The organism is Streptomyces sp. NPDC023838 (assembly GCF_040639555.1).
Taxonomy (GTDB): domain Bacteria; phylum Actinomycetota; class Actinomycetes; order Streptomycetales; family Streptomycetaceae; genus Streptomyces.
Map to the genome: position 1 here is coordinate 41,388 of NZ_JBFAAD010000029.1, position 20,041 is coordinate 61,428.

Genomic DNA, 20,041 nt, shown 5'->3' on the forward strand with positions numbered 1-20,041 from the left:
CCCCGCCCGTTCCCTTAACCCTCCGGGGGTGGGGGTGGGCTGAGGTCCCCCCGTGCGGGGCGGGCGGGCCGCCGGGGGCTGCGCCCCGGACCCCGCGTGCGGGGCAGGCCGGCTACCGGGGGCTGCGCCCCGGACCCCTGTTTGTCTGCGGGCCGCATGTGGCTGGTCGCGCAGTTCCCCGCGCCCCTTAGGGGGTTGCGGCCGCTGCACCCCGCACCTTTAGGGGCGCGCGGCTGTGACATATGCGGCTCCGCCACGCGGGCGCGACCAGCCCAAACGGACCCGCAGACGACCCACGGCCAAGCCTTTAGGGGCGCGGGGCTGTGACATATGTGACTCCGCCACGCGGGCGCGACCAGCCCCCACCGGCCCGCACCTGACCGACGGCCAGGCCTTTAGGGGCGCGGGGCTGTGACATATGCGGCTCCGCCACGCGGGCGCGACCAGCCCCCACCGGCCCGCGCCTGACCGACGGCCAGGTCTTTAAGGGCGCGGGGAACTGCGCGACCGGCCCGCGCCTGACGACCGCCAGGTCAATCCCCACCCGTCCGCCGGCACAGCGCAGCGCCTCGCAGCCCTCCTCACCACACCACCTCCACCCCCTCCGGCGCCCGATGGATCAGCGTCGGACGCATCGGGACCGGGGCGTCCGGGGCCGCCAGGCGGAGGGTCGGGAAGTGGGTGGTCAGGAGGTGGATCGTCAGGCGGAGTTGTTCTCTGGCCAGGTGCGCGCCGGGGCAGCTGTGGGCGCCGTGGCCGAACGACAGATGGCGGGACGGCGGGCGCGTGATGTCGAAGACGTCGGGGCGTTCGTGGCGGCGCGCATCGCGGTTGGCCGAGCCGAACGCCACGAAGACGGCGGCCCCCGTCGGAAGTTCGGTCCCGGACAGCAGCACCGGACGCGTCGTGATGCGCCGGAAACCCTGCAGCGCCGTGTCGTAACGTACCGCCTCCTCGATCGCGGCGGGGATCAACTCCGGCTTTTCACAGAGGAGTTCCCACTGCGCGCGGTGGCGCAGGAGATGCAGGACCGTCGTGCCGATCTGCGCCGTCGTCGTCAGATGGCCCGCCAGGAGGAAGTTCTGGAGGTGGGCCACCAGCTCGTGGCGCTCCTCCAGGGTCAGCTCCCCGGTGCCCGGCGCGAGCGCCGTGAGCAGGCCCGTGCACAGGTCGTCGCGCGGCCGGGCCCGTCTCGCCCGCAGATACGTGTCGAGCAGCTGCTGCATCGTCACGACGTCCCGCGCCGCCGCGATCTGCTCGGCCTCCTCCATCGGCCGGAACAGCAGTTGCTCCGCCCGGTGTCCGCCGCGTACCGCCACCGGCACGTCCACCGGGTCCAGGCCGATCAGCCGCCCGACGACGTCCCCGGGCAGCAGCATCGCGTACTCCCCCATCAGCTCCGCCCGCCCCCGCCCCGCGAAGGACTCCACCAGGGCGGTCGCGCGCTCGGTGGCGTACGGGAGTACGGCGGTCACCCGGGCCGACGAGAGGCCGTGGACGATGGGGGCGCGCAGCCGCTGGTGCTGGGGGCCGTCGGAAGTGACCACGACCGGGCGGCCGCCGAAGCCGCTGCCGAGCTCGGCGAGGACCGCCGGGCCCGGGATGACGTCCGGCCGCAGCGCGTTCGCCGAGGAGAACGCCTCGGGCCGGCGCAGCACTTCCCGTACGTCGGCGTCGCGCGCGACCAGCCAGGCGTCCAGCTCGGGGACGAAGGTCAGACCCTCGGCGCGGCGGGCGCGCGCGTAGTGCGGATAGGGGTCGCGCTGGAGCGCGTCGAGCCGTGCGTGCTCATGCCTGTCCACAGGCTCATCGTGTACGAAGCGGCCCCGTGGCGGAAGAGCACCGGTAGGGCCGGAAGTGCCCGGCCGGGTGGGGGTCCACGAGCGCCGGGGCGGCCTGTCTTCCGGTTCGGTGCGCCCGGCCCGGCCGCCCCGCGCGCGCCGTACGGCCGCCGGGCCCGGGGAAGGGGGCCCGGCGGCTGCGTCGTGCGCGTCAGGCTTCGGTGGTCAGCACCCCGATGAGGCGGGTGACCGCCTGCACCATCGCCTGACGCCCGACCGTCAGATAGCTGCGGGCGTCCACCGCCTCCGGGTGGGCGGCGAGGTACGCGCGGATCGCGTCGGTCATGGCGATGTTCAGCGCCGTGCCGATATTGATCTTCGCCATCCCGCCGGCGACCGCCGCCGTGAGCTCGTCGTCGGGGACGCCGGAGGAGCCGTGGAGCACCAGCGGGACGTGCAGCGCCGCGTCGAGACGGGCGAGCAGACCGTGGTCGAGCGCGGCCGTGCGGGTGGTCATCGCGTGTGTGTTGCCGATGGCGACGGCGAGCGCGTCGACCCCCGACTCGGCCACGAAGACGCGCGCCTCCTCGGGATCGGTCCGGGCGCCGGGCGCGTGCGCGTCCAGCGGCGGCTCGCCGTTCTTGCCGCCCACCTCGCCCAACTCGGCCTCGATCCACAGGCCTTGGGTGTGCGCCCAATCAGCGGCGGCCCGCGTCGCCGCGAGGTTCTGGTCGTACGGCAGATGGCCGCCGTCGTACATCACCGAGCTGAATCCGGCGTCGGCCGCCTGCCGCAGCAGGTCGTCGCGCTTGACGTGGTCGAGGTGGAGCGCCACGGGTACGGCGGCGGCTTCGGCGGCGGCGACGGCGGCCCGGGCGAGCGGCAGCACCCGGCCGTAGCGGAACCTCACCGCGTTCTCGCTGATCTGCAGGACGACCGGCGAGTGCGCGGCCTCGGCGCCGGCGATGACGGCCTCGGCGTGCTCCAGCGTGATGATGTTGAAGGCGGCGACCGCGCTGCGCTTGGCCGCAGCGTTGGTCACCAGGGTGGCGGTCTGAGCGAGTGGCATCCGGGGTCCTTCTTCGTACGGTCTGTCGGCTGAGGGTTGTGGGTGGCTGGTCGCTCCCCCCGAGTTCTCGGCTTCGCTCGAACAGGGGGGACCCCCGTCGCGGCGGAGCCGCACGTGTCACGACCCCGTGCCCCTACGACTGGCCGTCGAGGATCACCGAGCGGGTGAGGTGGCGCGGGCGGTCCGGGTCCAGGCCCCGGGCGGCCGCGACGGCGACGGCGAGGCGCTGGGCCCGTACGAGCTCGGCCAGCGGGTCCAGGTGCCCGGCCACCCACTGGGCCCCGGTGGCCCGCACCTGTTCGGCGAGCCCGTCCGGGGCCTCGCCGAACATCCAGGTCGCGGTGGTGCCGGTGGAGATGCTGATCGGGCCGTGGCGATACTCCATGGCGGGGTAGGCCTCGGTCCAGGACAGCGACGCCTCGCGCATCTTCAGCGCGGCCTCCTGAGCGAGCCCCACGGTCCAGCCGCGGCCCAGGAACGTGAACTGGGTGCGCTCGACGAGCCCTTCGGGCAGCGGTTCGGCCAGCGCGGTGCGCGCGTCGGCGACGGCCTGCTCGGTGTGGAGGCCGAGGTGGGCGCGGAGCAAGGTGAGCGCGGTGGTGGCGAAGCGGGTCTGGACCACCGACTCCTCGTCCGCGAACTCCAGCACGACCACGTCGTCGGCGGCCCGCATCACCGGGGTCTCGGGGTCGGCGGTGACCGCGGTGGTGCGGGCCCCGCCGCGCACCGTCGCGAGGAGTTCGAGGACCTCCGTGGTGGTGCCGGAGCGGGTGAGGGCGACGACCCGGTCGTAGGAGCGGCCGGTCGGGTACTCGGACGCGGCGAAGGCGTCGGTCTCACCCTGGCCCGCGCTCTCGCGCAGTGCGGCGGCGGCCTGGGCCATGAACAGCGAGGTGCCGCAGCCGACGATCGCGACCCGCTCGCCCGGCGCGGGCAGGGCGTCCTTGTGGTGCGCCGCCAGCTCGGCGGCGCGCTTCCAGCACTCGGGCTGGCTGCTGAGTTCGTTCTCGACATGGCTCATGCCGGGCTCCCCCTCACTCCGGATCCGTCGTCCGGATCCGCGATCTGGATGCGTGTGCGTGATGCGTAGGCGTGACACGTAGGCGTGATGCGTGTTTGTGCAAAATATAGCTAGCTTTCGAGCACAATCAAGCATATCGGGGTGGGTTAAAGTCATCACCGACGGTGACGACGGTGAAATGTGCGTGAGAGCACGGGAGAGAAGAGGGTCCGGATGTCGCGCGACGCCCGCTGGCAGGCGCTCCTTGAACTGCTCGTGGAGCAGGGCCGCCTCGACGTCGAGGAGGCGGGGACGGCGCTCGGCGTGTCGGCCGCGACCATCCGCCGCGACTTCGACCAGCTCGCCGAGCAGCAGATGCTGGTCCGCACCCGGGGCGGCGCGGTGGTGCACGGGGTCTCGTACGAGCTTCCGCTGCGCTACAAGACGGCCCGGCAGGCCTCGGAGAAGCAGCGCATCGCGAAGGCCGTGGCGGATCTGATCGCGCCCGGCGAGGCGGTGGGGCTCACCGGCGGCACCACGACCACGGAGGTGGCGCGCGCCCTTGCCGTACGGCCCGAACTCGCTTCCGGCTCACCGGCGTTGACGATCGTGACGAACGCGCTGAACATCGCCAACGAGCTGGCCGTACGGCCCCAGTTCAAGATCGTGGTGACCGGCGGGGTGGCCAGGCCCCAGTCGTACGAGCTCACCGGCCCGCTGGCCGGGGGCGTGCTCAACCAGATCACCATGGACGTTGCCGTGCTGGGCGTCGGCGCCTTCGACGTCACCCACGGCGCCTCCGCGCACGACGAGGACGAGGCCGGGATCAACCGGCTGCTGTGCGAGCGGGCCGAGCGGGTGGTGGTCGCCGCAGACTCCACCAAGCTGGGCAAGCGGACCTTCGCGCGGATCTGCGCGACCGATCAGGTCGGCACGCTGGTGACGGACACCGCTGCCTCCGAGGAGACGCTCGCCCGGTTCACCGACGCGGGCGTGACGGTGCTCGCGGTGTGACTTCCGTAAGGGATACGGCGCCGGGCGGCGTGAACTCCCGTACGAGGTACGGCAACTGACTGGGCGTCAGGACAGTCCCAGCGCCGGAAGGATCACCGCTTCCAGGAAGTCCGGCAGGGCGTCCGCGTCCGCGAACCGGTCCTCGAAGAGCCGCTCGACGCGCAGGACGCCCATGAAGGCGGGGGCGACGAAGTCGATGGCGCGGTTCCCGGCGTCCACCTCGCCGCGCTCGACCCCGCGCCGCAGCATCGCGTCGAGCGCGGCGATCTCCGGGTTCAGGACGGTCTCGCGCAGCGCCTCGCGCAGGTCGGGGTGCATCACATAGGCCTGGCCGACGGCCTCCATCAGCTCGGTGTCGCGACCCTTGTTGCGGGACGCGGCCTGCGCCGCCTCGCGCAGGTCGCCCGCGAGCGTGCCCGTGTCGATCCCGATGAAGAACTGGCAGCCGCACCGGTCGAGCGCCGCTGTGACCAGGACCGGCTTGGACTTCCACTGACGGTAGAGCGTGGCCTTGCCGCACTTGGTGCGCGCGGCGACGCCCTCCATGGTCACAGCGTCGTAGCCGCCCTCGCGCAGCAGGTCGAGCACCGCCTCGTACAGCTCCAGCTCCCGCTCGGGGCTGATCTTGCTGCGGCGTGCGGCGGCCGTCGCGGCCTGCGTGGACATCGTGTCCCTCCGGTGCGTGGGGCAGTGCTCCTGCACGTACGAGAGTAGGCCCCGCTCACCCGAGACGCAAACGTATCGAGACGTTTGCGTCTCGATAAAATCCGATCTAGCCTTCCCTACGTTCGCTTGTCGATTTCCGCTCGATCTTCTACTCGATTTCTTGCTCAGAGGGGCCGGAGAATGGCTGCCGGTATACGTCCAGGGACCAGGCGTCCCACCGGACCGGAGACGACCGGTACCTCCCGGCCGCCCCTGGTGCGCGAGCTGCTGCTCGTGACCGCGCTCTTCGTCGTGTACAAGTTCGGCAGGCAGCTGGTGAACGGCCACGAGACGCGCGCCGTGGCCCCCGAACCCGCCCGTGCCCCGGATTCTGCCCTGATCTCCGGGCGCACGGGCGTTCCCCGTAGCGCCGGTCCCGCCGCCGATTCCGCCGACGCTCCCCGGCTCGCGGAGCTGCTGCGATGAACGAGTCCGCGGTTCTCGCCATCCTGCTCTCGCTGGCCTCGGCCGCCGGCTACGCCCTCGCGGCCGTCGCCCAGTCCCGGCTGGCCTCCGCGAACGGGGGCGGCGGACTCGCCGCCCTGCTCGCCCGGCCCCAGTGGTGGTGGGCCGTCGGGCTCAACGCGGCGGGCGCGCTGATGCACGTCGCCGCGCTGCACTACGGCCCGCTCACCCTGGTCCAGCCGCTGGGCGCGCTCACGCTGGTCGCGGCGCTGCCGATCGGCGCGTACTACCAGCGGCGCCGGGTCACGCGCCGCGAATGGCGCGGCGCCGCCTGGACGTTGGCGGGGCTGTCCGGACTGATCGCGGTGACCGGGCCCGCGACGCCCGGTGACGCGCTCAGCCTGCGTGAGGGGCTCGCCGTCGCGGCGGCCACCGCGCTCCTGATCGCGGTCGCCTCCCGCGCCGGATCGGGCGCGGGCCGCGTCGGGCTCGGCCACGCCACCGCGTCCGGCGTCGCCTCGGGCGTGGCCTCCGCGCTCACCCAGACCGTCACCGCCTCGCTCGCCCGGGAGTTGCCGGGCGGGCCGATGGCCTGGTGGCAGACGACCCTGCTCGCCGTGCTGGTGGCGGCGTTCGCGGTGGGCGGGCTGCTGCTCTCGCAGAGCGCGTTCCGGGGCGGGCTCGCGGCGCCGCTGGCCGTGGTGAACCTCGCCAACCCGGCGGCGGCCGCCGTGATCGGCGTGGCCCTGCTCGGCGAGCGCTTCCACGGCGGGCCGCTCGGCTGGCTCACGGCGGCAGCGGCGGCGGCCGTCGCCGCGCGCGGTGTGATCATGCTGACCGGCGCCGAACCGGTACAGGAACCGGTACCCGCCCCGGTCTCGGTTCCGGCCCCGGCCCCGCGCACCCCGGAACCGGCCCGCGTGCCGGTCTGAGCACCGTACGTACGCACCCCGGCCGGCAACGCGCTGACGGCAAAGGGGCCGCACCGGGGATGTCCGGTGCGGCCCCTTCCGTATGCCCGTCAGGTTGCCCGTCGGGTCAGCCGAGCGTGACCGTGAAGCCGTGCGCGGTCGGGACCGAGGCGGTCTTCACCTCCGTCACCCCCGCCTTGGCGTCGTAGAACCAGCCCGACCCCGCCGCCGCGAGTTCCTGCGCGGAGCCGTAGCGGTGCAGTCGCTCGCCGCTCGCGGTCACCGCGCCCGGCGCCGACTTCGCGTGGACGGTGAAGCGGTACGCGCGCGCCGACGGCTTGCCCGCGTAGGAGCCCACGCTGGGGCCGACCTCGATGACCGAGCCGTGGCCCGCCGAGCGCACCTGGACCTTCTGCGTGGCCGAGGAGCCCTGCGCGAACTGCCGGGTCACCCCGTCGTCCTCGTACAGCGTGTACGCGGACCTGCCGGCCTGCGGGTAGATGTCGTAGTCCAGCTCGCCCTTGTCCCGGGTCTGCCAGGACAGCGTGCCCTTGGGCCACATCGGCACGATCGAGCCGCCCTTGACGAACAGGGGAAGGGTGTCGAGCGGGGCCTTGTAGCCGTTGACGGTGGTCGGGCCCTGGTAGGTCTTCCCGGTCCAGTAGTCCGTCCAGGTGCCCTTGGGCAGGTAGATGCCGTCGCGTACCTCCGTGTCGCTGTAGACCGGGGCGACCAGGAAGTCCGGGCCCGCCAGGAACTCGTACTTGGCGTTCGGCCCCAGCGTGTTGGGATCGTCCGGGTACTCCAGGGAGAGCGGCCGGACCGCGCCGACGCCGGTCTTCGTGGCGTCCTTGGAGAGCCCGTACATGTACGGGATGAGCCGCTCCTTGAGCTGGAGGTACTTGCGGTTGATCGAGGTGTACGGCTCGCCGTCCAGCCACGGCTGCTGGTCGTGCGGCTTGTGCGTGGTGAGGTCGCTCGACCAGCCGTCCATGGTCATGATGGCGGGCAGGAACGCCTTCCACTGGAGGTCGCGGGCGTACATCTTCGGGTCGTGGGTGTAGATGCTGCCGACGTCACCGGTGTTGTACGCGATGCCGGAGAGGGTGGCGCCCGCGTAGGTGGGGATCTGCCAGCGGATGTAGTCCCAGCTCAGCTTCTGGTCGCCGCTCCACAGGACGCCGCAGCGCTGGGCGCCCGCCCAGGAGACCGGCAGCCAGACGAAGCCGCGGGCATCGCTGTTGTCCTCGATGCCGGCCTTCGCCTGGTCGCAGGCGTTCAGGGCGAAGCCGTAGCCGTTGCCGACCCAGGCGACGTCGAGCTTGGCGACCCGCTGGCCCGCCTTGACCTGCTCGGCGAGCTTGTCGAGGCCGTCCTGGGTCCACAGGCCCAGCTGGGCGTTGCGCGCCTGGAGGCCCTGGCCGGTCTCGGCGAGGTTCTCGTAGCCGCAGCCGTAGCCGTCGTTGACGAGCATCCAGCCGAGCGGCATCTGGTTCTGCACATAGCCGTCGGCCACCTTGAGCGCGTCCAGGGTGTGCCGCTCGCCCCGGTTGGCGTTGTGCAGATAGCAGTCGGAGTCGCCGGGTTCGAGCCCGTACACCGGCGGCATGAACGGCTTGCCCACCAGCGAGGTGTACTTGCCGATCACGGACTTCACGTCACCGGTGAAGTAGTAGGCGTCCAGGCGCCGTTCCTGCTGGCCGGTGCGGACGTGGGGGCCGAAGTCGTAGACGCCCGGCGCGAAGGTGTTCCGGAAGACGCCGTAGCCGGCCGAGGAGATGTAGAACGGCTGGGAGTTGTTGTAGCCGCCCTCGTTCCAGTTGGTGTTGTTGCCGACGTTCATGACCTGGTCGCGGTGGGAGAAGCTGCCGTTCTGCTCGCCGCCGCCGAAGAACTGCTCGGTGGCGCCGCGCGTCAGGCTCTGGCGCAGACCGCCGGTGGTCCAGCGGAGCGGGTCGGCCTCCTGCCAGATCGCGGTGCGGTTGTCGGCCTTGTAGAGCCCGAACCGCAGCGGCTTCTTGTAGACGCGCAGGACGGTGTCCTTGGCGCGGATCCCGTAGTAGGCGCCCGCGTCGAAGGAGCTGGTCGCCCGCCTCGGCTTGGGCTGGTGCTGGATCATGCGGCTGCCCGGCGGGTCCGCGAGGACGCCGTCGGGTGAGGCCTGCAGGCGCAGGGTGTCGTCCTCGAAGAACTCGGCGCGGGCCTTGAGCGCGCCCGCCGCGATCTCGTACGTGCCGTGTCCGCCGGTGAAGCCGGTGAGGTTCCCGGCGTCGCTCGCCTCGGGCAGATAGGCCTTGCCCGTGAAGGAGTTGTCGTGCACGTCGTACGGGACGACGACCACGTGGTACGTGCCCGACGCCTTGGGGATGACGGTGGCCTCGGGGTCGGCGGTCCCGGCGCTCTCGGCGACCTTCTTGCCCGCCGAGTCGTAGATGTAGAGGTCGAAGTCGTCGGTGGGCTTCTCCCACTGGATGGAGACGGGGACGCCGCCCTCGGGGTTGTCGTCCCACTCGCCGGCCGGCGGGTTCACCGTCAGGTCGAAGCGGGCGCAGACGGCGTTGCCCGGGTCCTCGGCGGGGGTGCCGCACTTGTCGGGCGAGCCGACCGTGCCCTTGGGGTAGACGGGGCTCTGCCAGGTGACGGACTTGGAGGCGCCGTCGAGGGTGCCGGAGGGCGGGGTGGCGTCGGCCGCCGAGGCGGCCGGGACCGTGAGCGCGGTGAGGGTGAGCGCGGCTGCCGCGAGCACGGCGGCGGCCACTCTCCCCCGGCGGTGTCGTAGGTTCCGCAAGGAGTGTTCTCCGTTCGTACCGAGCTGCTTCCGGAGCTGATTCCGGAGCCACTTCCGAACAACGAGGGTGCAGTGCGTGCGCGTTCATGCTTGGAACGGTGGAGTTTCGAGCATAAAGATTCATGACGCGGCCGGTACATGTCAACGGCTTCGCGCATACCGGACGGGTAAAGCCGTGAACCCCGCACACCCCCGCAGGGACTCCCTCTCACCCAATCTCGTCACCTTGACGATATTCCGGAGAGCCAATATCGTCGTCATGACGAAAACAAGGGGGTCCCACCATGGCCGACATCAACCGCCGCCTGGGCCTGCGCCATCTGCGCTCCGCGCCCACCGCCCACATCCGCCACCACAGGCGCGGACGGCTCGTCCACGACGGGCCCGGACTCAGCTTCTGGTTCCGGCCACTGACCGCCGCGCTCTCCGAAGTGCCCGTCGACGACCGGGAGTTGGCGATGGCCTTCCACGCCCGGACGTCCGACTTCCAGGACGTCACCGTGCAGGCCACCGTCACGTACCGGATCAGTGACCCGGCCGTCGCCGCCGCCCGGCTCGACTTCTCGATCGACCCGGACAGCGGCGGCTGGCGCGGCGCCCCGCTGGAGCAACTGGCCACGCTGCTCACCGAGACAGCCCAGCAGCACGCGCTCGACGTGCTCGCCCGCACCCCGCTCGCGGCGGCCCTCGTCGACGGGGTGGCCTCGGTGCGCCAGCGGATCTCGGACGGCCTCGCGGCCGAGCCCCGGCTGCCCGCCACCGGTCTGGAGGTGGTGGCGGTACGGGTGGTCGCCATCCGCCCGGAGCCGGAGGTCGAGCGGGCGCTGCGCACCCCGGCCCGCGAGCAGATCCAGCAGGAGGCCGACCGGGCGACGTACGAGCGCCGGGCCGTGGCCGTCGAGCGCGAGCGCGCCATCGCCGAGAACGAACTCGCCAGCAAGATCGAACTTGCCCGCAGGGAGGAGCAGTTGGTCGAGCAGCGCGGCACCAACGCCCGCCGCGAGGCCGAGGAGAACGCGGCCGCCGACGGCGTGCGCGCCGAGGCCGAGGCCGCCCGTACGGTCCGGCTCGCCCGGGCCGAGGCCGAGGCGGCCCGCACGACCGGCGAGGCCCGCGCCCAGGCGCAGGCCGCCTGGCTGGGCGTGCACGGCGAGGCCGACACGGCGACGCTCCACGCCCTCACCGCGACCCGGCTGGCCGAGAACCTGCCCCGGATCGACAGCCTCACCCTCTCCCCCGACGTCCTCACCGGGCTGCTCGCCAAGCTGGCCCGCCCGGGCGGGGAGGACCGGTGAGCCTCGCGCAGCGCGCGGTGCTCGTCCACCGCACCACGGAGTACGAGGAGTTGCTGGCCCGGCACGGCACCCACGGCCAGGCCGCGTTCTTCCTCGCCTCGCGCGGGCGCGACCTCGACGAGGTGGCGGAGCGCCACCACCGCACCCGGCGGGCGCTCGCCGAGGTGGCGGCGGCCGTGCCGCTCCAGTGGCGCCAGTCGCGGGTGGAGCGCGCCGATCTGGACCGGTTCCTGTTCGCGCCGGAGGACGTGGTCGTGGTGGTCGGGCAGGACGGACTGGTCGCCAACGCGGCCAAGTACCTCTCGGGCCAGCCGGTGGTCGGCATCGACACCGACCCGGGTCGCAACCCGGGCGTCCTGGTGCGCCACCGCCCGTCCGACGCCGGAAAGTTGCTGCCGAGCGCCGCCACGACCCGCGCCGACGAGCTCACCATGGTGGAGGCGGTCGCGGACGACACCCAGCGGCTGCTCGCGCTGAACGAGATCTATCTGGGGCCGCCGGGCCACCAGACCGCCCGCTACCGCCTGGGCCCGGACGACCCGGCCGCCGTCCCGGAGCCGCAGGCCTCCTCCGGCCTGCTGGTGGGCACCGGGACCGGGTCCACGGGCTGGCTGCGCTCGCTCTGGCAGCAGCGCGGCAGCGCCCTCGCCCTGCCTGGCCCGGCCGACCCCCGGCTCATCTGGTTCGTACGGGAGGCCTGGCCCTCGCCCACGACCGGAACGAGCCTGGTGGAAGGGGTACTTGAGAGCGCCGAGCGCCTGCGTCTGACCGTCGAGTCGGACCGGCTGGTCGCCTTCGGCGACGGAATCGAGTCGGACGCACTGGAGTTGACGTGGGGTCAGACGGTGAGCGTGGGACGGTCGGAGACCGCGCTGCGGCTGGTCGGCTGAATCGCGCCGGGCGGTGGGCGCGTTCCGGCGTGAGCCACCTCACAGTGCGTCACTCGACTTTCAATTGCGTTGACCCTGTCAGAAGCGACAAATACTCTTCATCCATGTTCGTTACGGGGTAAGATCACCGCTCTTCGAAGCGGAGATCATCAACATCCACCGGCGCTGCCGGAAGATCCCTTCAAGGCGTCGGCGGAGTCGCAGGATTCCAGCACGAAGCACGGGGGAAGCACGTTGAAAGTTCGCCTGCTCGGATCTTTGGAAATCACCGACAGCCATCTCACCTTCCGGATTCCCGGCGAGAAGTTACGGGCCATCGTGGCCGCACTCGCCCTGACGCCCAACCGGCCGGTCTCACGGCACGATCTCATCGACGAGCTGTGGGGAGAGGAACTCCCCCGCAACGCCGAGAACTCGCTCCAGGGCCATGTCGCCCGGCTGCGCCGCATCATCGAGTCCCGCACGGGGCGCGACGGGCTGCGCGGCCTCATCCAGACGTCCAGCTTCGGCTATGCGCTCTCGCTGCCCGAACGGGACGTCGACGCCTCGCTGTTCACCGCCCTGGTGCGGCAGGCCACCGCCGCGCGCCGGGCCTCACCCGAGCGCGTGGTCAAGCTGCTCACCGAGGCCCTGGCCCTGTGGCGCGGGCCCGCGCTCCTCGACACCGGCCAGGGCATGATCAGCCGGCTCGCCTACACCCGGCTCACCGAAGTGCGGCTGATGGCGTACGAGCACCTCTTCGACGCCGAGCTCGACCTCGGCAGACACCGAGACGTGGTCACCGAACTCCAGCAGCTGCACGCCCAGTACCCGCTGCGCGAACGGTTCTGCGAGCAGCTCATCACCGCGCTGTACCGGTCGGGCCGCCAGGCCGAGGCACTCGACGCCTACCACCGCACCCGGCAGCGCCTCTCGCACAGCCTCGGCCTGGAGCCGGGGGACGCGCTGCGCGCCCGCTTCCAGGACATCCTGCGCAGGGAGCCGGTCACGCTGTGATCCCCGAGGCGTCCGTCAGGGCGACTCGGCCAGCTTCAGCAGCCGGCCGAGCGCCCCGGCGGCCGCCCGGCCCCGCCAGGCCAGATAGCCGGGCTGCACCAGATGCGGATCCCAGATCCGCTGGTAGGCGAGCCGCGCGGCCGCCGCGCGGCGCCACTCGCCGTGTGCGGCGGCCAGTCGCAGCAGCCGCGCCGCCGCCACGCTCGCGGACGCCAGCTCGTACTGGGCGCCGAGTCCGGCGAACGGGGTGAATCCGAGGTGCAGCCACTGCGCCTCCTCGGCCGTGAAGACCCGTACGGCCTCCAGGTTGACCGCCTCCAGGGCGCCCTCCGGCATCCCCGGTGCCCGGCGCGCGGTGTGATGCAGCCAGCCCGGACGGGTGCCGAAGACCGGCAGATAGGTGATGGACGCGACGACCTCGCCCCCGACTCGCCCGACGAACACCCGCCGCCCGTCGGCCACGTCGGCCGCATCGTCCGCCCCGGCTCCGTCGCGCCCGGGCCCGGCCGCCCTGTCCTCGTACGCCCCTTCGGCCGCCTCCAGCCCCGCCAGCCACGCCCGGGAGACCGCGAGGCGCAGCCCGGCCAGGCGCGGCCCGCCGAGGCGGAATTCGGGAAGGTAGACCGAATAGGACGAGCCCGCCTGGTTCACCGTGAATCCGCACCGCGAGAAGAGTTCGGCCTCCGGGCGCCGCAGCCGGGTGGCCACCACTTTACGGCGGCGTTCTCCGGCGAATTCCGTGAAGGCCCGCAGCAACGGCTCCTGGCCGCCGTCGGGAGCGATCACTCCGGCGGACTGGTGGAGATGGCCGCCGGTGTCCCGATAAGGGATCACTCCATGCCTGCCCGCCACGGTGAAGTACTCTTTTCCCTCGCTCATCGCGAGAAACGCGCTGGGATTCTCGCCGTAGGCGCGTAACGCCCCGAAAACCGTGTCGCCGCCGTCAACGGCGAAGGTGTCGATACTCATGACATTCCCCCCTGTCGTGAGCATCTTCGCAGCGGCGGGCCCCAATTCCCTGACACGCCCGTCTCAGTCCCGTATCAGTGAACCCCTCGGCGGCCAGGTCGAAGTGGCGCCCCGGACGCCTACGGCGTGAGCCGGGCCGCCAGTGTCCGTACCACCGCCGCCGCGGCCACCGCGTGGCCCAGGCTGTTCAGGCGGCCCGGCTGCGGACCCCACAGCGCCCGGGGGTCGGTGTCCTGCTGCTTCATCAGATCGATGTGCAGCGCGCCATGACGGAGGGTCACTATCGTCAGTCGCTCCACGAGGAGGCGCTGGCGGGAGCGCACCCGGTCGCGCTGGGCGGCGGCCACCTGGCCGGAGGCGGACCAGTCGAAAGGGCTGACGACCACGGTGTGGCGGCAGGCGGTCTCCTTCAACGAGGCCAGAATTCGGCTGAGTTCGGTCTCCACCACATCCGCGTCGAACCGGCGCGCCCGCACGTCGGGCCCACCGCACGCGATCAGGGCGAGGTCGGCCCGGAACGCGAGCGCCTGGGCCAGCTGGCGGGAGCGCACCTCGGCGAGGACGAGTTCGCGCCGGGCCTGCACCAGGAGGCAGGCGAGGCCGGGGCGGGCCTCGCGCAGTGTCCGGGCCACCCGGTCGGGCCAGACCCGGGGCCGGTAGCCGGGGACCACGGCGCCCCGGGCGAGCCGGCCCTCCTGCCCGCTGATCACCACGGCGCGCCGCCACGGGAGACCGGCCAGCAGGGTCCGGGCCTCACCCGGACGCAGACAGCGCGGATCGTCGTCCTCCATCGCACAGCCCAGCCTTTCGCTCGCCCCCACGCTGCCGTCGTAATGAGCGGCGGGCCGGTAGTCAACCGCGCGTGGCGCGGGGGCAGTTGACCGACGGGCGGATCGGGCCACCTCCGGCGGGCGGGTCGGGCCACCTGCGGCAGGCGGATCGGGCCACCTGCGGAGGACCGCGGCGGGTGCCCTGGGACCCGGCCGGGCAGGACACGCGTCTCAGTGTCGTCTCAGTGGGGTCTCAGCGGCCCCCGCGAGGATCCATCCGTACGCGATGGGAGAGGTGCCCGGGGAGGTCCCACGGGGGTTCCGGACACGTTCCGGACCGGGCGCGAGCAGCCCGCGCAGGTTCGATTCCTGCCCTCTCCGCCACAGCACTGCTTCGCCGAGCGCGCCGAGATGTCCGTCGATGAGCCCGTCCTCCCAAGTCCGTTCTGGTGGTGGCCAATCCAGCCACGGGAACGCACTCGCGGGAGATGGCTCAGGAGGTCGCGCGACGGATCGCGGGGGCCGGTACGCCCGTCGAGCCTGCTGTGACAGAGCGGCCGGGCCATGCCCAGCAGCTCGCCCGCACCGCGGGCGGGCCGGGCGGCCCGGCCGCACTGGTGCGCGTCGGCGGCGACGGCACCGCCCACGAGATCATGACGGGGCTGCTCGCCGGACGGGAGGAGCGGCACGCCGCCCTGCTGTACACCGGTTCGGCCCCCTACGCGCTGGACGTGGTCCCGCGCGCGCCGGCGGTGTTCGCCCCGTAGTCCCCCGCGTCCGGCTCGGGCAGCCCGCGTGCCAGCCACCAGGCGAGCGCGCACAGACCGATCAGCGGGGCGAGCGCCACCCCGAGCCCGGCCGCCTCCCCCAGCGCGCCGATCCCCGGCGAGACCACTCCCCCGACGCTCACCGCGAGCCCCAGCGTGACCCCGCCGGCCGTGCCGACCCGGCTCGGCAGGAAGTCCTGCCCGAGGGTGACGTGGAGGGAGAACGGCACGTACAGCACGGCGGCCGCCAGCGCGGCGAAGACGAAGAGCGCGGGCCCGGGCACCAGCACCACGCCCGCCACGGCCGGGACCGAGGCGGCGTACGCGAGCCGTACGGTACGGACCCGGCCCCAGCGCACCGCCAGCCGTCCCCCGGCGACGGTCCCCGCGGCCCCGCCCCGCGAAGAGGGTGAACAGCGCGGCCGACCCGGTCGCGGGACCACCGCCGACGCGCTCCTGGGCGTACAGCCCGATGAAGGCGCTCAGCCCGACGAAGACCACCGAACGGCAGACCACGACCGCCGAAAGCCGCAGGAACACCGGCCAGTTGTCCGGCCCGGCGGACCGGGCGGCGGCGGCCTGCCCGCCCGCCGCCCGCCGCGCCAGAACCCGCACCGCGGCCCCCGTCCCCAGCACCCCGGCCGCCGCGGGCACCACCAGCCACGGCGTCGCGCCGAGCCCCCCGGCCGTGAGCACCGGCCCGACGGCGACCGGCGCGAGGGCGAAGCCGAGGGTGCCGCCCAGCGAGTACCACCCCATGGCGACGTGGCTGCCCCGCCCGGCGGCGCGGGCGAGCCGCGCGGACTCCGGGTGGTAGGCCGCGACGCCGATCCCGGCGAGCGCCACCGCGAGCCAGGTGAGGACGTAGGAGCCGCCGAGCCCGGACAGCGCGATGCCCACGCCCGCGCAGAGGCTGCTCACCGGGATCAGCCACGGCATGGTCCACCGGTCGGTGAGCGCCCCGAACAACGGCTGCACGACCGAGGAGAGCAGGGTCGCGGCGAGGACGATGCCCGAGGCGGCCGGGTAGCCGTAGCCGCGCTCGGCGACCAGGAAGGGGACGAGCGCGGGGACCGCCCCCTGGTAGAAGTCGACCGTGGCGTGGCCGAGGGCCATCACGGCTATCGGGGACGGCCTTTGGGTGGAGCCGGTGGGGCTGGTGGGGCTGGTGGGGTCAGTTAGGTCTTTGGAGGTGGTGGGGGCGCTGGGGCCGGTTGGGTCGCTGGGGCCGGTTGCGCCGGTTGGGCCACCGTCGGCGCCGGTCGGCTTCGGTCCGGTTGGGCCGCCACTGGCGCCGGTTGGCCTTGGTGTCGTCGTCACCCCTCGATCCTGCGAGCAGGGCCCGTCGGCGGGCTTCCGATAAAGTGCCGGGCTGTGCCGATATTCCGCCACGGTCCGCCGCACATCCCGACGACGACCAGGTTCCTCGCACCGGGTACGGGCGTGCGGGCGCACCACCACGAGGTGCACCAGGTCGTCTACGCGGGGCGGGGCGTCCTGTCGGTGACGACGGACGCGGGCAGCTGGGTAGCCCCGGCCACCCGGGCGATCTGGGTGCCGGCCGGGACGCCGCACGAGCACCGGGCGTACGGGGAGACCGACCTGCACACCGTCGGCGTTCCGGTGGACCGCGATCCGCTCGGTCTCGCCCGGCCCGCCGTCCTGGCGGTGGGTCCGCTGCTGCGCGAGCTGATCATCGCGTACAGCTCGCCGGGGCCGAAGGAGACGCCCCAGGCCCGCCGGATGCTGGCGGTCGTCCTGGACCAGCTGCGGCACGCGCCCGAGCAGCCGCTGCACCTGCCCACCGCCCGCGATCCGCGGCTCGCCGCGCTCTGCGCGATCCTGGACGACGACCCGGCCGACCCCCGGTCGCTGGCGGCGCTCGGCGCGGAGGTGGGGGCGAGCGCCCGCACACTCGCCCGGCTGTTCCGCGCGGAGATGGGGATGACGTTTCCCCAGTGGCGCACCCAACTGCGGCTGCACCACGCCCTGGTGCTGCTGGCCGGGGACGCCACGGTCACGTCGGTGGCCCAGCAGTGCGGGTGGTCGTCGACGAGCGCGTTCATCGACGTCTTCCGGCGGGCGTTCGGGCACACACCGGGGGCACGGCGGGCGACGACCGGGCCCGCGCCCGGGTCCGCGCCCGGGTCCGGTGTACCGCGCAGGTTTACCACGGACCCAACGGCCGGTTGACGCCGGGCACAGGTGGCCCTTGCCACCATGGGCGGCGGAGGAAAGGGCCCGGCCGACGGGCCGAGCGGGACCGCGTGGGACCGGAGGTCACGGGGGTGCTCCCGGTCCCACGCGACGGGCCCTCGGGCGGGCCCCACGCGACCCAGCCCGCGCGACCCTCCCCACGCTACCGAGCCCCACATGGCTGAACCCTTGCGGCCGGCCCCACGCGACCGCTCCCGTAAAGCGATCCCACCCGATCGAAAGCAGTCATCGCGCGATCCGAACACGCCATTGCCCATCACTGCTCCATAACGGCCGTCCGCCGCCGCCGGATCGCGGGCATCATCGGGCCACCGATCGTCGTTCGGCCCGGAGGTACGCGTGATACGGAAATTCCTCGCCAGGCCGAGGCGCCCCGCGAGCGGTGGCCCGGCCCCGGCCGAGGCCGCGCTGTGGCGGGAGGCCGCCGAGTTCGTCCGGCTGCACCACGCGGAGGAGCCCGCGCTCGGGAGGCCGGAGCGCCGCCTCGCGGAGATAGCCGACGAGATCCGCGCCACGGGGACGTACCGGCACACCACCGAGGAGCTGACGTTCGGCGCCCGGGTGGCCTGGCGCAACAGCAACCGCTGTATCGGCCGCCTCTACTGGCGCTCGCTGCGGGTGCGCGATCTGCGCGGCCTCACCGACGCCGAGCCGATCGCCGAGGCGTGCGCCGAGCATCTGGTCCACGCCACGAACGGCGGCCGCATCCGGCCCCTGATCACCGTGTTCGCCCCGGACGCGCCGGGCCGCCCCGGCCCGCGCATCTGGAACGAGCAGCTCATCCGGTACGCGGGCTACCGCGCCGACGACGGCCGGGTGCTCGGCGACCCGCGCAACGCCGGCCTCACCGATCTGGCGCTGCGGCTCGGCTGGCCGGGCGGACCGCGTACCGCGTTCGACGTGCTGCCGCTGGTCGTGGAGGGCGTCGACGACAAGCCGCGCGTCTTCGAACTGCCCGGGGAGGCCGTGCTGGAGGTGCCGCTCGACCACCCGGACGACGAGTGGAGCCGGGAGTGGGGGCTGCGCTGGCACGCCGTGCCCGCGATCTCGGGGATGTGTCTGGAGATCGGCGGCATCCACTATCCGGCCGCGCCCTTCAACGGCTGGTACATGGGGACGGAGATCGGCGCCCGCAACCTCGCCGACACCGACCGCTACGACCTGCTGCCGCGCGTGGCCCGGCGGTTCGGCCTGGACACCGCCGACGACCGCTCGCTGTGGAAGGACCGCGCGCTGGTCGAGCTCAACCGGGCCGTGCTGCACTCCTTCGACCGGGCCGGGGTCACCATGGCCGACCACCACACGGAGTCCCGGCGCTTCGTACGGCATCTGGAGCGCGAGGAGCACAAGGGCCGCCCGGTGCCCGCCGACTGGTCGTGGATCGTGCCGCCGATGTCGGGCGCGACCACGGAGGTGTTTCACCGCACGTACGACGCGGCGGAGCTGCGGCCCGGGTTCGCGCATCATCCCGAGGCGGCCGCCCGGGCACGCGGCGAATCGATTCGGCGCATGTCGTGAGGCACCCCCGCCGGATCACCCGGGGGCGGGTGTACGTAGCCGGGAGCGGGGTCGCGGGCGTACAGCGGTGCCCTCTGGGAAACTGAGATGGTCTGGTACTTCCGTCTGCCGGAGTCCTCCGGCCGCGAGCCCGAACCCCTTGGTGTGCGCGACCGCCCCGACCCCCGGCAGGGGACGGTGCCGCTTCGGCGCCGTACGCGGCGGGTTGGGCGGGCCGTCCGTAGGGCGTGCGGCACGCCGACGGGCCCACTGCCAGACTGACGTAATTGCACACGATAGGCAAGAGTGACGGACAGCAATGGGCTGATGAATCGTCACATTGCTGCTGGCATACGGAAGTTCAGGGACCCGGAGAGGGCGCGCTAGAGGCCCGTCGGCTCGTCCGCGACCGCGAGCCGTTGCAGTAGCTCACGCAGCACATCGCGCTCGGCCACCGACAGGGGCTGCAGGAACGATTCGTGGATCTTGACCATCAGATCCCCGGCATCCCGCAAGCACACGGTGCCACGGTCGGTCAGATAGAGCGCGAAGGTCCTGCGGTCGGCGCCACGACGGCGCTCCAGGAGGTTCTTCTGCTCCAGGTCGTCCACGAGGCCGACGATGGTCGTCCGGTCGATGCGCAGGGTCTGTCCGACCATCCGCTGATTGATCCCGGGCTCGGAGTCCACCACGTTCAGCACCCCGAACTGACGCAGCGTGATGTTCAGATGGACCAGGGCCTGCTCGGCCTGCTCGGTGAAACGCTGGCCGGCCTTGCGGAGAAGGAACCCGTGCCAGCCTTGCAACCCCTGGAACAACGGCTGTGTCCCACTGTTCGGTTCCCTCTTCGTCACCACTTTTTCGGTTCACCCTCCAGTGGTGACGGTCCATCATGAGGGCCACGCATCAGGCCCCTTGACTCCCAAGTCACCGGTCGGCCATGCTCCCGGTTCAACAGAGCAGCTGA

The 20,041-nt window shown here is 72.8% G+C and carries 17 protein-coding genes, 1 tRNA gene and 1 pseudogene; 10 read left to right on the forward strand and 9 right to left on the reverse strand.

Annotation, left to right across the window (positions count from 1 at the left end; all coding sequences use genetic code 11):
• Positions 1-581: 581 nt before the first annotated feature.
• The 3 genes from AB0G17_RS28415 to AB0G17_RS28425 all read right to left on the reverse strand — a co-directional run bounded on the left by AB0G17_RS28415 (position 582) and on the right by AB0G17_RS28425 (position 3,871).
• Positions 582-1,802, reverse strand: a complete 1,221-nt coding sequence (locus AB0G17_RS28415) for a cytochrome P450 (protein ID WP_361388823.1) — start codon at positions 1,800-1,802, stop codon at positions 582-584.
• A gap of 190 nt (positions 1,803-1,992) precedes the next feature.
• Positions 1,993-2,850: a ketose-bisphosphate aldolase gene (locus AB0G17_RS28420; RefSeq protein WP_361388826.1), complete on the reverse strand. Its 858-nt coding sequence runs from the start codon at positions 2,848-2,850 to the stop codon at positions 1,993-1,995.
• 133 nt (positions 2,851-2,983) lie between these two features.
• Positions 2,984-3,871: an SIS domain-containing protein gene (locus AB0G17_RS28425; RefSeq protein ID WP_361388829.1), complete on the reverse strand. Its 888-nt coding sequence runs from the start codon at positions 3,869-3,871 to the stop codon at positions 2,984-2,986.
• A gap of 213 nt (positions 3,872-4,084) precedes the next feature.
• On the opposite strand from AB0G17_RS28425, the gene AB0G17_RS28430 reads away from it, so the two are divergent.
• Positions 4,085-4,864: a DeoR/GlpR family DNA-binding transcription regulator gene (locus tag AB0G17_RS28430; protein ID WP_361388832.1), complete on the forward strand. Its 780-nt coding sequence runs from the start codon at positions 4,085-4,087 to the stop codon at positions 4,862-4,864.
• Positions 4,865-4,930: 66 nt separating this feature from the next.
• On the opposite strand, the gene AB0G17_RS28435 is transcribed toward AB0G17_RS28430, so the two are convergent.
• Positions 4,931-5,530, reverse strand: coding sequence for a TetR/AcrR family transcriptional regulator (locus tag AB0G17_RS28435; RefSeq protein WP_361388835.1), 600 nt, complete (start codon positions 5,528-5,530; stop codon positions 4,931-4,933).
• Positions 5,531-5,710: 180 nt separating this feature from the next.
• On the opposite strand from AB0G17_RS28435, the gene AB0G17_RS28440 reads away from it, so the two are divergent.
• Positions 5,711-5,995, forward strand: a complete 285-nt coding sequence (locus tag AB0G17_RS28440; RefSeq protein WP_361388959.1) for a hypothetical protein — start codon at positions 5,711-5,713, stop codon at positions 5,993-5,995.
• Positions 5,992-6,906, forward strand: coding sequence for a DMT family transporter (locus AB0G17_RS28445; protein ID WP_361388838.1), 915 nt, complete (start codon positions 5,992-5,994; stop codon positions 6,904-6,906). The genes AB0G17_RS28440 and AB0G17_RS28445 overlap by 4 nt, the downstream gene beginning before the upstream one ends.
• A gap of 106 nt (positions 6,907-7,012) precedes the next feature.
• Here the strand turns inward: AB0G17_RS28445 and AB0G17_RS28450 are convergent, their stop codons facing one another.
• Positions 7,013-9,673: a TIM-barrel domain-containing protein gene (locus AB0G17_RS28450; protein ID WP_361388841.1), complete on the reverse strand. Its 2,661-nt coding sequence runs from the start codon at positions 9,671-9,673 to the stop codon at positions 7,013-7,015.
• Positions 9,674-9,957: 284 nt separating this feature from the next.
• Between AB0G17_RS28450 and AB0G17_RS28455 the strand changes: the two genes are divergently transcribed.
• The 3 genes from AB0G17_RS28455 to AB0G17_RS28465 all read left to right on the forward strand — a co-directional run bounded on the left by AB0G17_RS28455 (position 9,958) and on the right by AB0G17_RS28465 (position 12,854).
• Entirely contained in the window at positions 9,958-10,968 is a 1,011-nt protein-coding gene (locus AB0G17_RS28455) for an SPFH domain-containing protein (protein WP_361388844.1), read from the forward strand.
• A complete protein-coding gene (locus tag AB0G17_RS28460) occupies positions 10,965-11,858 on the forward strand; it encodes a hypothetical protein (protein WP_361388847.1) in 894 nt (297 codons plus the stop codon). Before AB0G17_RS28455 ends, AB0G17_RS28460 begins: the two co-directional genes overlap by 4 nt.
• A 234-nt stretch (positions 11,859-12,092) precedes the next feature.
• Positions 12,093-12,854: an AfsR/SARP family transcriptional regulator gene (locus tag AB0G17_RS28465; RefSeq protein ID WP_361388850.1), complete on the forward strand. Its 762-nt coding sequence runs from the start codon at positions 12,093-12,095 to the stop codon at positions 12,852-12,854.
• Between the two features lie 15 nt (positions 12,855-12,869).
• Here the strand turns inward: AB0G17_RS28465 and AB0G17_RS28470 are convergent, their stop codons facing one another.
• Positions 12,870-13,823, reverse strand: coding sequence for a DUF2156 domain-containing protein (locus tag AB0G17_RS28470; RefSeq protein ID WP_361388853.1), 954 nt, complete (start codon positions 13,821-13,823; stop codon positions 12,870-12,872).
• 119 nt (positions 13,824-13,942) lie between these two features.
• Positions 13,943-14,614: a GDSL-type esterase/lipase family protein gene (locus tag AB0G17_RS28475; RefSeq protein WP_361388856.1), complete on the reverse strand. Its 672-nt coding sequence runs from the start codon at positions 14,612-14,614 to the stop codon at positions 13,943-13,945.
• A gap of 268 nt (positions 14,615-14,882) precedes the next feature.
• Between AB0G17_RS28475 and AB0G17_RS28480 the strand changes: the two genes are divergently transcribed.
• Both AB0G17_RS28480 and AB0G17_RS28485 read left to right on the forward strand, forming a co-directional pair.
• Positions 14,883-14,977 (forward strand) — tRNA-OTHER (locus AB0G17_RS28480).
• A 68-nt stretch (positions 14,978-15,045) separates the two neighbouring features.
• Entirely contained in the window at positions 15,046-15,360 is a 315-nt protein-coding gene (locus AB0G17_RS28485; RefSeq protein ID WP_361388859.1) for a diacylglycerol kinase family protein, read from the forward strand.
• Here AB0G17_RS28485 and AB0G17_RS28490 read toward each other — a convergent pair.
• A pseudogene (locus AB0G17_RS28490) lies at positions 15,312-16,476 on the reverse strand (MFS transporter). The gene AB0G17_RS28485 and the pseudogene AB0G17_RS28490 overlap by 49 nt on opposite strands.
• A gap of 258 nt (positions 16,477-16,734) precedes the next feature.
• Between AB0G17_RS28490 and AB0G17_RS28495 the strand changes: the two are divergent.
• Both AB0G17_RS28495 and AB0G17_RS28500 read left to right on the forward strand, forming a co-directional pair.
• The gene (locus tag AB0G17_RS28495) at positions 16,735-17,553 is read left to right on the forward strand and encodes a helix-turn-helix transcriptional regulator (protein WP_361388862.1); all 819 of its coding nucleotides are present in this window, start codon (positions 16,735-16,737) and stop codon (positions 17,551-17,553) included.
• A 432-nt stretch (positions 17,554-17,985) separates the two neighbouring features.
• Complete coding sequence (locus tag AB0G17_RS28500) at positions 17,986-19,095, forward strand: nitric oxide synthase oxygenase (RefSeq protein WP_361388953.1); 1,110 nt, start codon at positions 17,986-17,988, stop codon at positions 19,093-19,095.
• Between the two features lie 362 nt (positions 19,096-19,457).
• Here AB0G17_RS28500 and AB0G17_RS28505 read toward each other — a convergent pair whose 3' ends face one another.
• Positions 19,458-19,928: a MarR family transcriptional regulator gene (locus AB0G17_RS28505; RefSeq protein WP_361388865.1), complete on the reverse strand. Its 471-nt coding sequence runs from the start codon at positions 19,926-19,928 to the stop codon at positions 19,458-19,460.
• Between the last annotated feature and the right edge of the window lie 113 nt (positions 19,929-20,041).

What these genes read in the sequence shown, in the direction of transcription:
- AB0G17_RS28420 (WP_361388826.1), bottom strand. Translation starts at nt 2,850, where the DNA reads ATGCCACTCGCTCAGACCGCCACCCTGGTGACCAACGCTGCGGCCAAG.
- AB0G17_RS28425 (WP_361388829.1), bottom strand. Translation starts at nt 3,871, where the DNA reads ATGAGCCATGTCGAGAACGAACTCAGCAGCCAGCCCGAGTGCTGGAAG.
- AB0G17_RS28430 (WP_361388832.1), top strand. Translation starts at nt 4,085, where the DNA reads ATGTCGCGCGACGCCCGCTGGCAGGCGCTCCTTGAACTGCTCGTGGAG.
- AB0G17_RS28435 (WP_361388835.1), bottom strand. Translation starts at nt 5,530, where the DNA reads ATGTCCACGCAGGCCGCGACGGCCGCCGCACGCCGCAGCAAGATCAGC.
- AB0G17_RS28440 (WP_361388959.1), top strand. Translation starts at nt 5,711, where the DNA reads ATGGCTGCCGGTATACGTCCAGGGACCAGGCGTCCCACCGGACCGGAG.
- AB0G17_RS28445 (WP_361388838.1), top strand. Translation starts at nt 5,992, where the DNA reads ATGAACGAGTCCGCGGTTCTCGCCATCCTGCTCTCGCTGGCCTCGGCC.
- AB0G17_RS28455 (WP_361388844.1), top strand. Translation starts at nt 9,958, where the DNA reads ATGGCCGACATCAACCGCCGCCTGGGCCTGCGCCATCTGCGCTCCGCG.
- AB0G17_RS28470 (WP_361388853.1), bottom strand. Translation starts at nt 13,823, where the DNA reads ATGAGTATCGACACCTTCGCCGTTGACGGCGGCGACACGGTTTTCGGG.
- AB0G17_RS28475 (WP_361388856.1), bottom strand. Translation starts at nt 14,614, where the DNA reads ATGGAGGACGACGATCCGCGCTGTCTGCGTCCGGGTGAGGCCCGGACC.